Consider the following 13,438-nt stretch of genomic DNA (forward strand, 5'->3'; position numbering starts at 1 on the left):
GTCCAAGGCCAGGACATGAATACCGACAAGGAAGCATCTAATGAAACGATCCCTTCTAGCATCTGCTATTGTGGCGCTGTTGCCGTGCGCAGCAAACGCCATTGATTGCAGTAATATTCCCGCTTATGTCGACGGCAACGCTTACGCTAATGGCGCTCAAGTGCAAGTCGAACAACAAGCCTTTACTTGTACCGTCAGTGGCTGGTGTGGCATTGGTGGCCCGTATGCCCCAATTACCGGCTGGGCGCACCAAAATGCTTGGTCAAGCGCTGGCAGCTGCGATGCGCCACCGGCAGATACCGACGGCGATGGTGTGGCCGACAACATAGATAACTGCCCTGCCGATGCCAACTCTGACCAACTAGACAGCGATGGCGATGGCATTGGCGACGTATGTGACGCAACGCCGCTGCCAGTAGACAGCGACGGTGATGGGGTCAAAGATGAAATAGATAATTGCCCAAATGTGGCTAACCCAGACCAAGCAGACAGTGACGGCGATGGCATTGGCGACGTATGTGACGCAACGCCGCTGCCAGTAGACAGCGACGGTGATGGGGTCAAAGACGAAATAGATAATTGCCCGAATGTGGCTAACCCAGACCAAGCCGATAGCGACGGTGATGGCATTGGCGATGCGTGTGATACCACTACGCCAACGGACAGCGACGGCGATGGTATCTCTGATGAAGTGGATAACTGCCCAAATGTCGCCAACCCCGATCAAGCTGACAGCGACGGTAATGGCATTGGCGATGCGTGTGAGACCACAGTGCCCACCGACAGCGACGGCGATGGTATCTCTGATGAAGTGGATAACTGCCCAAATGTCGCAAACCCAGACCAAAAAGATACAGATAACAATGGCGTGGGCGATGCTTGCGAAACCAGCGCTGAGTGCCCAAGTTTTGATATTAATGCCAGCTATGACACTTCGAGCATAGTGAAAAATGGCGACGGCTATTATAAATGTGATGTTGCCGGCTGGTGTTCGTCTGGCTCGGGGGCTTATGAGCCTGGCGTTGGCTGGGCATGGGAAAGCGCTTGGAGCGCATCAACCCTTGAAGCCTGTACTCAAGTGGGCGGCGGTGTCGACATACCGGATGTGGCATTTTGCGCCGCGCCTTGGAACAGCGCTAAGATATACGCACAAGGCAGCGTGGTGGACTATAACAACATTGCCTACCTAGCAATTAAAGAAACCTACGGCATCACCCCGGACAACCTCACTTACGGTGAGCAATACCAAGTGGTGGGCTATCCCGATGAAAACTTATGCCCGGTAAAAATCCCTAACAATATAGACTACGGCCAAGCAAAACCTGTGGGGGGCAATACTCAAGCCGATAAGCTTAACCCCACTGGCGCGGTAAATGGCGCCATTATTTCGAATCAAGCTTCCAGCAATAACCAGAAATCGGGCGGTATCGATCCTGCAACCGATAACGGCGGTAATCACAATGGTCTTTCGGGAGACAACGGCGCTCGCGTGTCTAAAGTCACGCCAGGCTCGGTAGCCAATCAGCACAATCAATATCAGCTGACGGGCGGCACAGAAGTGGTGACTTATATTGGTGATTGGGCCATTTATGGCCGCCAATATGACTTTTCGACTCTTGCAGCCAGTAACGTACACCGTATCGTCTACGGCTTTGCCGGTATTTGTTTCCCAGACGCTAAAAACGAGCAAGACGGCGGATTCCCGACGACTGCCCCAGCAGCGGTATTGCGCACGTGTAAGCAGAGTAACCTGCCCGACGGCGCCATGGCCGTGGCCGATTTTGAAGCCGCGTTTGTCCGTAAAATCCCCGGTGCTCCGCAAAGTGGTGTAGTAGGCATCGAGAGTATGTATGAACTTGAAGCCAATAAAGTCAGCGGTGTATTTGGGGTCTTGTATGAGCTTCGTAAACAAAACCCAGATCTTAAACTGGATTTATCCGTCGGCGGTTGGACCTTGTCTGAAGGCTTCCCGTGGATGGCTTCTGATCCTGTGCGCCGTAAAGTGTTTGTTGACTCTATCGTTAGCTTTTTAGAACGATTCGACTTCGACGGCATCGACATTGACTGGGAATATCCCGGCTCTGACGGCGCGGTTGTGGGTATGGCACGCCCCGACGACGCACAAACCTACGCCCAACTGGTGCAAGACTTGCGAGCCGGCATGGACTGGTTATCGAAAAAAACCGGTAAGTCTTATCGTTTGTCGTCGGCCATTCCCGCTGGCGAAGGACGTTTAGAGAAAATAGATTGGTCTGTGGTGCACCCTTACCTCGACCGTTTATACGCCATGACGTACGACTTAACCGGCGCTTGGGAGCGCGAGCTAAGCAACCATACGCCCCTTTATACCAACCCCAACGCGGTAGGCTCTTCAGCAGGTACCTCGGGTGACTTTACCATCAACTACCTCAAGAGCCTTGGCATTCCGGCAAACAAACTGATGCTGGGTATTGCCAACTACCACCGCTCTCGGGCCATGGTGCCTGGTGATGTAACCGAGTACGACAACGGCCTAAATGGTGATACCAGTTATGGCGCAGCGAACGCAGCCGGTGCGGATCTTATCTTAGGCATCGCCGGTGTCGGCAGCTGGGAAGCTGGCGTTATTGAAGGTTATGATTTATATGCCAACTATTTGGATAATCAGCTTAAACCTAAACATGGTTACCGCTTGTATACGGACAAAATAGCCAACGCCGATTACCTCGTCAATGACAACATTGGCTCGTTCATCACCATAGAAACGCCGCGTACAGCAGCACTTAAAACCCAATACGCTAAGGACAATGGCCTTGCAGGGGTGTTTTTCTGGATGGCAGAGCAAGACAACGGTTATAACTTAAACGCAGTGAATCATGTATTGGGTAACCCGATAAAAGTCGACAAAGCCGACATTAAACCGGCGCAGCATATTGCGACTTGTGGTCAAAATGTCACGATTGCGCAGTGCGAAAGCTTAATCTCGCCGCTGAAGTAACCGCCCTGAAGTAACCCAGGTTTTACACGTTCAATCTGGCAGCCCCGCAAGGGGCTGCTTTTTATTCAAAAGGAGTGAAAACAAAGTGTCGCCTAAACGCGCCGGCGTCTTTTGCGGCGTTTTAACTTAATAACAACGCCGAACAAGGCAAACATCATAGCCACGGCCAAAGTCACCGACATCACTATATCTCGACTGGTTCGCTCCATAATGGGCCGTAAGAAGTTCCACTTGTGTAAAAAGCTAAAAGAATAACCTTCAAATCGGGCTTGATTATTCAATCTATCCACCAAGATGCCCGTAGCCGGATCGACAAAAACCCAGTCACCCTCTGGCGTGTCATAGCTCAGTTGCCACACAGGTAAACGTTTATTTCTAAAGTCATAATGCATGCCAAAACGCGTGATAAGCTTGGCCTCAGAAAGTTTATCTGCGCTCAAGCCTAGGTGCTGTTGTGCCAACGCAATGGCAAGCGCCTTGTCATTAAAGGGCATTTGCTTGCCATTTTCTGCGCTGATATAGACAGCAGGATCACTGACCACAATGCCATCGTAAATGGCTTGACGAGAAGGTGCTGTTGCTTGTTCTTGATGCTTACCATGATGGTGGTGATGGCCGCCTTTTTTGGCGCTATTGTCGCGGCTTTTAGCCAAGTTTAAGCGATACATTAGCTGGCCTTGGTCATCTCGCAGCAAACTGACACCGTTCAATGCCAACTGCTGCGATGCGTGCTCGGCAACAGGGCTCGCCAATAAACCTTGGTTGTCCCAAGTTAACGGCTTAGCCATGCGCATGCCGCGCACATTATCGCCAGTGGCGTACTGTAATAAGTGGTACAAACCACTGAACGAGAAAAACAGCAAAGGCAAACACACGATATACGCCAGCCAATGATGCGCCGTGTTTTGCCAAGGCGCCTTCTTACTGCGTTTTAACATCACCAACATGCTGATGCCGGTCACCGTCATTGCCAACAGTGCCAGCATCATTAAGGCGATAATGACCACTCGCGCATATTCTAGCTGCTGCAACCAATTCCACGTATGCAGCGCTCGAAACCAAGACTGTACCCTGGCTTTATAATGGTTGCTGATTCCCGCTTGAGCATTGGTTTCTGTGTATACAAACACCCGTAAACCGTCATCACCGACAAACTTAACTTGGTACACCGGCAACAAGCGGTTAACCCAAGGGTAGTCATCGTTAAACGCGGTTATCAGTTCGGTGCTGAGCACCTCTTGCTCTGGCCTTCCGGTATAATAACTGGCTAACCATTTTGCTTGTTGACGGTCGTAATTCGGCATTTCTTCGCCACTGGACAAATCAAAGTAGCGCCTTGGTTGATCGGCACTTTCAGTGATCTGTAACGTCATGCCTTGCTGGGTAGGCATTAGCTTAACCAATAACGCTTGCTCAATTTGCTGTTTGGCGAGTATCACTGGAATTTGATTAATTTGCTGCGCCGACGCCTTAGCGGACGGTGGAAAAAACTTGGCCAGCTTTGGCCCTGTCCAACTGAGCAGCGGGTGTAATAAACCAGACGCAGCCCAAATGATCAGCGCTGCAAACGCCAACCAAGCCCACTTTCCATGCCAGCGAATCGCGCCGGCTTTTAGTTGCTTTTTCATCTTGCTACCTTTGAAAGCGCTACCGCCAGCGGCGACAGCGCTGTGAGCGATTAAAACTTAGCGTCTAAGCCAAGATAGAAACTGCGCGGTGCCCCAGGACGATATGAAATATTAGGGTTACCTACTTGGTTGGAGGTGTACGTTGAATAACGGGTATCCGCCAAATTCATGATGCGCCCGCGCACCGTAATGTCTGGCGTAATGTCGTAGTTCAAACGAAAGTTCAGTAAGTCATGGCCGTCATACTTGGAGGTGTTGGTTTCGTCAGTGTAATACTCGCCTAGGTGTTCCCATTCAAGCTCTAACGCTAAACCTTGAACGTAATCAGGCTGATACTGAAAGGCCAAGTTGCCTATGGTATCGGGCGCTTTGCCGACGTCGTAACCGGCATAGTTGCGGGTTTCAACCACAGGCGGCACACACGCTGGCGGGTAACACGAGAAAATATACTGATATTCGTCATAAGTTTGCTGGCTGTAAGTGAAGGCCGCATTCATGCTCCATTGACGATTAAACTCGCCAAATAACGACAGCTCAATGCCTTGATGCTCGGTTTTACCCGCATTGGTGGTTTTGCGATCACCGCCGTCGATGTAGCTCACCACCTTATTTTTTACCAACATGTGATACAAGGTAACGTCATAGTCAAAGCTGTTACTGAGCTCACCGCGAAAACCTATTTCGAAACTGTCTGACTCAACCGGCTTAAGATCTGTGGTGTTAACCGTTGAACCAGAGCGAAATAATTGGCCAATAGAAGGAATTCGAAAGGCATTACGGTAATTGGCATACACCTGCTGCGCGCCGCTGTAACTGTAAACCGCGCCCAGTTTCGGGCTTAAGTGATTGAAGTTCAGCGTTTGTGAGTCAGGTCTGAGCCAGGCTTTACGCCCTTCTCGCTCTGGCACGCTTGGGTCTAAGTTATCGGAGTAATCAATGCGAAAGTAGTCGTAACGTAAGCCTGCGACTAAGCGCCAATCATCGTGGGGCAACCACTCACCGTGCAGATAAGGTGAAATCGACGTTTGGTCAGCGTCATAATCGTAATGAGTCCGGCCCGTCTCTGCATAATCCGTGTAAATGTCACCCACTTTTGTCACTGTAATTTGCTTTTCAACATAATCAGAAATGGTGTGATCTATGTCTACGCCAGCAATGATCTCACCTTGCGTTAAGTCGTAACGGTATTTGCTCAACAAACCAAAAGATTGAAATTGGGTTTTACGAATATTTGGATCGTAAGTCACCATCCAGCTTGGCATCATTTCAGTGTTGTTATGACGATAAAACGGCGTAAAAGTCAGCAGCTCAACGTCACTCAGCTCTGTCGCTATCTCGCCAGTTAAGCGAAAGGCTCCCACGTCACGCTTACCGATATCGCCGTGATATTTGTTCTTCTTAGGGTTGTTTTTGTAATCGTCTTCTTCCAAAGAAGACACGCCACTTTGATCCACATCCGTGTACGCGGCAACCAATTTGTATTGTGTAGTAGCGCTAAGATAACCGTCTAATCGCCCCGTCATGGAATAACGTTGATATGCAGACTCGTCGCGATAACCGTCCGAATCGGTTAAATTAAGCTGAAAACTGACACCGTGATCTTGATTAATGTCGGTGCCACCAGAGAACAGCCCGCGTTTCCAACCATGTGAGCCGCCTTCTAAGTTAATGCGGCCACTGGGTTCATCAGGACTGGCTTGGGTAACACTGTTGATCACGCCGCCAATGGCATCACTGCCATATAAAGCTGAGCCAGGTCCCTTGGTCACTTCGACTCGTTGCGCCTGAGGAATATTCACCTCGTACAAACCGTTATGGTTAAAAAAGCCGGTTGGCCTTGTTGGTACGCCGTCTTCTAAGAACAGATAGACACCGCTGGTTGAAATGGGCTGACGGATTGACGTCATGTGGCCTTCACCACCAAGGTTATTAATGTGCACACCGGCAACACGATTAAGCAGCTCTGCCGGATGTGACGGCGACACGGCTTCAATTTCTTGTTTGTCTTGCACGCTAACAGACTCAGCCAGCTCGCTGCGCAGTTTACTTTCGCGGGTAGCGGTGACAACCATGATATCGCCGCCGGCTTGCTCTTGCTGCTTGCTTTGCGAGCTGATAACAGCCGACTCACCCTGCGCATTTACTGACTCTTGTTCGGCAATGGCGGTGATCGGGTATGCTAATGAGATGGCTAACGTTAGCCCACTTAAGCGATTAAAAAAGGCTGCGCGTGATGTAGCAGTTTGTCCCGAAACATTCGCTCCGGTATGGGTATGGTTCAAATTCATAACAGTACTTCAATATTCTTTCGCGTCCTGCGAATACAAAATTCCTACGCAAGCAAAACTTGCGTGATGTTAGCTTTAATAAAGCTCTTAAATCAGTGTTTGAATATTGACGCTGGCCAAGTCTAATGAGTAAACGCACTGCATAACCTGAACGAGCGGCAGGTAGGCAGTTATCATCCTATTGATAGCTAACAACGCGGCAGGGCTTTACCAGCTTACCGCACGCAAATACCCCGCTACACGGTAGTCAAGGTGAAACCAGATACCGTTGTGGGGTAAAGCGCAATTGTTAACAACTAAAACAGACTTGCTGGCGCCAAGAAGCTGCTAGGCGGCGCACGTAGAGGAGGAGAATTCCAGTGGTAATGAGTTTGATAGTGTAAGCTGCTGCTGAACCAGCGTGGCTGAATATGCTGTATTCGCAACTTAGCTTGATAGCCCAGTTGGTTTAATTGATAAGCGTTGAGATCAGCCCCAGGCACACACAAGGCGCATTTAAATTTACTGAATGGGCTAGTGCCGTGAACATCGGAAAGTTCACCACCGTGCGGGATTTTTGGGTTTGTACCGCTCTCTGGTAGCTTGCTATCAGAGCTGCTACTCGTTAGCTTGTCTGAGTTGGCATATAGCTCGCTGACGCTGACCCATTTAAAACCGGTAGCGGTACAAAGCAGTATTTTTTCATCGGGATCAACAAGGCTGTGCTCACTGCTGGTAAGTGTGGTCGCGCCAACATAAAACGGCAATACCAATTTAACCAAAAGTGAAACAATCAGATAACGCGTCCATTGCTTGTAACATCCTTGTTTCATGACGCGCAGATTAACCAGCCGTCGTTACAAAATCAAACAATTCTTTAACAATTAATCATTTTTAACTCTTAAGCAGGTCATGCTGGCTAAAATGCTTGAAAATAGGGCAAAAAAACGCCAACCCTAAGGTTGGCGTATATGTTGTGCGATATACTCGACTAAAGCGCGATGCCTTATAGGCTAATAATACCGACTAACTGCGCAAATACGATGGTAATAGCGATAGGCGCAATAAACTTCAAACACAACATTAATGCGCCCATGGCGGCACCAGTCAGTTGCATCTCTTTTTCTACATGCGCTTTTTTCACTTTCCAGCCGACAAAGATTGCGGTAAATAAGCCAGCCAAAGGTAGCATGATATTGGCAGTGATAAAGTCTATCACCTCAAAGAAGTTTCCGCCGTTGCCAAAGAAGGACATCTTCGTCCACTCCGCGCCGGTGAATGAGAATACGGTACCCAAACTTAACACCCAAATACCACTGCCCGCGACAATCGCGGCTGGCCAGCGTGCAAGACCGCGACGCTCTACGAGGTATGCCGTAGCAGACTCCAGCAAAGCGATGGCAGAAGTAAAGGCTGCAAACACTATCATTACAAAGAACACAGTACCAAACAGGTCACCCATTGGCATTTTACCAAAAGCGATAGGCAAGGTTTGGAACAGTAGTCCTGGGCCAGCTGCTGGCTCCATGCCATTGGCAAACACGATAGGATAAATGGCAAGACCCGCCATCAATGCCACAACCGTGTCACAAATGGCAATCCAAATAGAGGTTTTAGCGATCGACACACCTTCTGGTAAATAGGCGCCGTAAATCATCATAATGCCAGACGACAAGCTTAGCGTGAAAAACGCGTGTCCTAATGCTTCAAGTACGCTGTGTACGGTCAGTTTGCTAAAGTCTGGCGCAAACATAAATGCAGCGGCTTCACCAAAATGGCCTTCTATAGCGGAGTAAACCATGATAATCGCTAGCAGTATAAACAGCGCAGGCATCAAAGACGTGACCGCCTTTTCCAGACCTTTGTTTAAACCTTTACCTAACACCAGTACCGTTGCTACAACCATAATGGTGGTATAAGTGATTAGCTCCGCTGGGTTACTCAGTAAACCGGAGAATATCTCTCCAATTTTACCGGCGTGATCGCCGCTGTCTGAGGCCGCTGCAGCAATAGCAGAAAAATCGCCTGAACCTGCGTGCACGACATACGCAACCGCCCAACCGGCAATCACCACGTAAAAGCTTAAAATAAGGAAACCGGCCACAACGCCCGACATGCCAAGGAATGACCAGTGCTTGCTACTGCCTGACTCAGTCGCTACTTTCGCTGCGGCATTCGCAGGCGTAGAGCGACCTCGCTTACCTATCATTACCTCAGCCATCATCACCGGAATACCGATGAACAAAATACATAACAGATAAACAATGACAAAGGCACCGCCTCCGTTCTCACCCATGATGTAAGGGAACTTCCATATATTACCTAGGCCTACCGCCGCCCCCGTGGCAGCGAGAATATAAGCAAAATGGCTCGACCACCTGCCATCTACGCTTGTATTGAGATTTGACATGTTATCTAAAAACTCTTCTGTTTATGAAAATCGGCGATATATAATCACAAAAAGTGTCACCCATACAATTGCAAAAGCCACACTTATGTCTCAATTCCAGTTAATCATTCCGATTAAAACAATAAGCGTGCATTAATATGCAAAATTCACCAAAAAAAATTCATATATGGCAATATTTTTACAAGACCAAATGTCAGTAAAGTTCACTATTGTAAAATATAATTCACACAATTGAGCAATTAGCAGGCTTATATATCACCAAAAAAAACATCAGCAGTGATAAAAACCAAAACAAGACGACACAATGGTTATGTGGCAGATAAAAACACTTATTTTTTTATAAATTTAGAATAAATATAGCGCTTAAGCTAAAAGCAGCAAAATTAATCCATTATTGAGTGCAGTATTTACAACTTATCTTGTTATTAAAGTGTTACCGTTTTGCAGGAAAATCGTTGCTTAACCACCTTAAAAAACCGCCGTTCATCTCTATTTGTTGTACAGATACAAAGCAAATTTTCGCTTTCAGTTAACATGACTATCCCACCCAATGTGCATAAATAAGACGTTTTATCACTTCATCTTGGCTGCCTCGGTGGAATGAGTGAACATTATGGAAATAGTGGTATTGCTGGATTTAGTGGACTTGGTGGTATTGGTGGTATTGGTGGTATTGGTGGTATTGGTGGTATTGGCAAAATAGCCAACGCCAATGAGAAAAATCAAGTTCAGCAGCGTTTAAGCTGAGTTAAACCCTAACCGCTCGGTCAGCACTGGCTAGTATGAATGGTCACCGTAGGTCGGGTGGGATTATTAGAGACAGGGTTTTCATAACGGATATGACATTTAAAGTTGACGCTTTTCTGATCATAATCTGCGGTAAAAAAAATGTAGATGTGATTGTTGGCGGTAGACTTATCTGTGAAAAAAGGCGCTGCTTCACGGTTTCTTCTGGCGGTGTTTCGGTCTACCGCGTCAATCTCTAACCAGGCTTTTACCTGTTCATTAATGTCGACAAAGCTGTCAGTGCCATTCACCGAAGGATAACCGTTATACAAGGGAATATCTGTACCATTGACTTGAATGATGCCACTGCTGCCGTCTTGATTTTCTATTTTTGCTCTGGCATGTAATAAATTCAGGCCACTTTCCATCGCCCCGCCAATGGCGTAGAGGTCGGCAGCTTTCGCGTCGCTGGTAAGCGCAATAAACCTGGGCGCGATAGTCGCGGCCAAAATAGCTAGAATGGCAATCACGATGACCAGCTCGATCAATGTAAAACCCTGTCTTTGCGGTCTGTATTTGGCCATCACAACCTATAGCGTAAATTTTTGTCCAGAACTGATGAATATGATTGTAGCGTCCGAGGGCAAATGATGTTGCGTCTAAGACTAGATTTAATACAAACGGCGCCAAATGCGACGTAATACGGGGCGCAAAATTTGAGTGAATTGTTTTTATAGGAACAGAGTATTAATAATCAATATAAACCCATTTATTGCGCGGCACACTTGGCTGTCGCATTGCTTAGCTGTGTTAAGTTAAGCTTGCAGCCGTATTGACCTTTGGCTGTATCAAGCTGAAAAGTGAGAAAAGGGATCTGCCAATCAAAACGGTCAAACCAACTGCCACCAGCGAGATCCTGGCTAACATTAAGCACTTCATTGTTGGACAACACTGCAGAGCATACCCGTGAAGAGCCTGTTAACCCTTGATTGAGCCCAAATTGGTAATGTTGCAAAACAAAACATGGATCGTATTCAGAGCTATACCGGATGATCCGAAACGTGCCCTCACCTTTCATCCATGCTGTTGACACAAAAACAATGTCTTTTGAAATGATGTCAGCGGGCTCTGCACTTAACGGAGCTGGCGACAAACCCAAAATACACAGCCCAGCCTTGATAGCGTTAAACCACAAGCGCTTATGGATAGGCATAAAAAAAATGCATTTAAAATAGATAATCATAACGCCCTAAGGTTTCATCCAATAACACACGAGCACAGCTTCGAAAGCTCACCTCGAGCCTACAACACACCAGCAAAAGCCTCACCATGCAGAGAATCTAAGAGGCTTAGGTTTGCCAGCATCATACCATTAGAAGACGAAGCACCAAGTAACATTAGGGGGTAGCGGTTAAGTGAAACATTGCAAAGTATTCAACTATTAAGCGTTCACTTTACGCACAACAGTAAAACCATACACCAGATGGCAAACAAGCATTACAATCACGAGCCAAATAACCGCGAGAGTGCTTGCCCAAAGCAAATATAATGCGACTATGTGCCCAATAATGAATGTCCACCAAAATACAAAGCCAAGTAGCCCCTTTTTGTATGAGTTGCCACGCCTAAATGCGCTCATTGCAAAACCCCAAGGCACGAGTGTCCAAGCAAAAGACAGGCATAAGAGTGCAGTTATAAAAATATGTACCGCAACTTCAAACCATTGCATTCATCATCCTTTAATAACTAAAATCATGAATCCATCAACTTTGTTAAAATCGATGACGATGGCACTTCTCCACATTCGCAGTACTTAAAAAGGTGCTCGTATAACTCAACAAACCCATCTTCACTATTAAGCCATTAAGGATTAATAGAATAAGCAATAATTTCGACAACTTGCTCTGGCGAAATAGCCCATGCCTGTGCAGAAGCATCCACTTCTTTAAGCGGATGGGTTAACGATTCGTCATGTAACGTAATGTAGGGTTTGTTCAACGCGGCACAAAAACCGGCATCAAACGCGGCATTCCACTGCTTGTATTTATCACCAAATCGAATGACCGCTAAATCACAGGTTTTGATAGCATGATGAATGCGAATGGCGTTAACTTTCGCTGACTTGTGATCACGCCAAAACGCCGTGCTTTCTTCACCTAAACAATCACCCGCGGCGTCACTCGCCTCATGGTCCGTATTTGCAGATATGAAAGTCACATTGAGGTTTTTAGCATCACAACCCTTGATGATTTGTACACGCCAATCAGTGTGGATTTCGCCCGATAAATACACTTTCATTTAATATTGCCTTTTTTGTTCATTTATAGGATGGCGTGCGATCATTCAGAAACTTCAAATATAGAGTCGATGATGATTGGCAAGTTTCCTCTTACCGACTGCGCGCCAAAAACCGACCGCGCATGAACCCCTTTGTCACCGAAAACACTGGCCATAAGATCTGAACAACCGTCTAAGACTTTTGGGTGCTGCTCAAAATCTTCGGTAGCATTCACAAAGCCTTGGAGTTTAATAACCTGGCTCACTTTATCTAACGAACCCAGTTCAAGTTTAACCGCAGCTAAGATATCTAAACCTGTTATTCTAGCAAACTCATAACCCTGTGCAGTATCATATTCTCGACCAAGCTTGCCTTTAGGGACTTCACTCAGCCCAGCTACAGGGCCCTTACCAGACACATACAACAAGTTTCCTGTACGAACACAGTTGCAATAACTGCCTTGCGGATCGCTGGCGTTAGGCAATACTAAGTTTAACTCTTTAAGTCTTTGTTCAATTTCCATCATAACCCCCATCTACGAATGTTATTAATCGCTGTTTTTGAGTTCGCGCGCCCCTCGTTATCATGATACTCATGACACAACTAACTGCTTTGAACAGGGCGCAGCCCAGAAGGCGCTGTTTACCAGTGGTTAAACGCCCTTGCTATAGACCTGAATTGTCACAACAAAACCTAAATAAATACCCATCAGGATCTTGTACAATAAATTGCTTTTGAACGGCAACAGCATTAGCACATTGGTACTCTTTCGTTTCCATTTCAAGATAAATTGACTCAGGAGCGGAGGCTTTGACCCTCTCATATAAATCGTCAATTTCAGCAACGTCCCATTGGAAATTGACACCTCTGCCAAATGGCTTTTCCATTTTACCGGTTAACCAACGACGCCCAATGCCATTGATGCCTTCTGCCATAATGTCTACACCATCCAATGTAAAGTATGCAAATTGCTCTTCAACTCGTTCATACTTTATTTCAAAACCAAACACTTCAACATAAAACTTTTTAGTTTTATCAATATCTTCACAATAAAGTTCTGGTACTAATTTAAAACGGCGTTGTTGACTAAATAGGGAACCTTTCTCGAAAACTGCGATCAGATCATTGAGCACGATACATGGAAGTGATTCT

General features: G+C 46.9%; 11 protein-coding genes. 2 read left to right on the top strand and 9 right to left on the bottom strand.

The features are described from left to right. Positions 1–40: 40 nt before the first annotated feature. Positions 41–2,977: a glycoside hydrolase family 18 protein gene (locus D1Z90_RS16050; RefSeq protein WP_198419232.1), complete on the top strand. Its 2,937-nt coding sequence runs from the start codon at positions 41–43 to the stop codon at positions 2,975–2,977. A gap of 92 nt (positions 2,978–3,069) precedes the next feature. Here the strand turns inward: D1Z90_RS16050 and D1Z90_RS16055 are convergent, their stop codons facing one another. The 4 genes from D1Z90_RS16055 to D1Z90_RS16070 form a co-directional block, all read right to left on the bottom strand. Continuing rightward, positions 3,070–4,605: a PepSY domain-containing protein gene (locus tag D1Z90_RS16055; RefSeq protein ID WP_119911800.1), complete on the bottom strand. Its 1,536-nt coding sequence runs from the start codon at positions 4,603–4,605 to the stop codon at positions 3,070–3,072. Positions 4,606–4,655: 50 nt separating this feature from the next. Beyond that, positions 4,656–6,893, bottom strand: a complete 2,238-nt coding sequence (locus tag D1Z90_RS16060) for a TonB-dependent receptor (RefSeq protein WP_119911801.1) — start codon at positions 6,891–6,893, stop codon at positions 4,656–4,658. Positions 6,894–7,189: 296 nt separating this feature from the next. Continuing rightward, entirely contained in the window at positions 7,190–7,705 is a 516-nt protein-coding gene (locus D1Z90_RS16065; RefSeq protein ID WP_119911802.1) for a hypothetical protein, read from the bottom strand. Positions 7,706–7,878: 173 nt separating this feature from the next. Beyond that, the gene (locus D1Z90_RS16070; protein WP_119911803.1) at positions 7,879–9,282 is read right to left on the bottom strand and encodes a sodium-dependent transporter; all 1,404 of its coding nucleotides are present in this window, start codon (positions 9,280–9,282) and stop codon (positions 7,879–7,881) included. Between the two features lie 600 nt (positions 9,283–9,882). Here D1Z90_RS16070 and D1Z90_RS21360 point away from each other — a divergent pair. Continuing rightward, positions 9,883–10,029, top strand: coding sequence for a hypothetical protein (locus D1Z90_RS21360; RefSeq protein WP_158587167.1), 147 nt, complete (start codon positions 9,883–9,885; stop codon positions 10,027–10,029). 20 nt (positions 10,030–10,049) lie between these two features. Here the strand turns inward: D1Z90_RS21360 and D1Z90_RS16075 are convergent, their stop codons facing one another. The 5 genes from D1Z90_RS16075 to D1Z90_RS16100 form a co-directional block, all read right to left on the bottom strand. Then, complete coding sequence (locus tag D1Z90_RS16075) at positions 10,050–10,592, bottom strand: type II secretion system protein (RefSeq protein ID WP_119911804.1); 543 nt, start codon at positions 10,590–10,592, stop codon at positions 10,050–10,052. A gap of 185 nt (positions 10,593–10,777) precedes the next feature. Beyond that, a complete protein-coding gene (locus D1Z90_RS16080; RefSeq protein ID WP_147378784.1) occupies positions 10,778–11,221 on the bottom strand; it encodes a hypothetical protein in 444 nt (147 codons plus the stop codon). A 650-nt stretch (positions 11,222–11,871) separates the two neighbouring features. Beyond that, complete coding sequence (locus tag D1Z90_RS16090) at positions 11,872–12,306, bottom strand: YtoQ family protein (RefSeq protein WP_119911809.1); 435 nt, start codon at positions 12,304–12,306, stop codon at positions 11,872–11,874. Positions 12,307–12,347: 41 nt separating this feature from the next. Next, complete coding sequence (locus D1Z90_RS16095; protein WP_232525273.1) at positions 12,348–12,812, bottom strand: RidA family protein; 465 nt, start codon at positions 12,810–12,812, stop codon at positions 12,348–12,350. A gap of 139 nt (positions 12,813–12,951) precedes the next feature. Beyond that, positions 12,952–13,438: bleomycin resistance protein (locus tag D1Z90_RS16100; protein WP_232525274.1), on the bottom strand; the 487-nt coding region annotated here is incomplete at its 5' end.

The sequence above is a fragment of the Motilimonas pumila genome, from assembly GCF_003596335.1.
Classification (GTDB): Bacteria; Pseudomonadota; Gammaproteobacteria; order Enterobacterales; family CBDFNC01; genus Motilimonas; species Motilimonas pumila.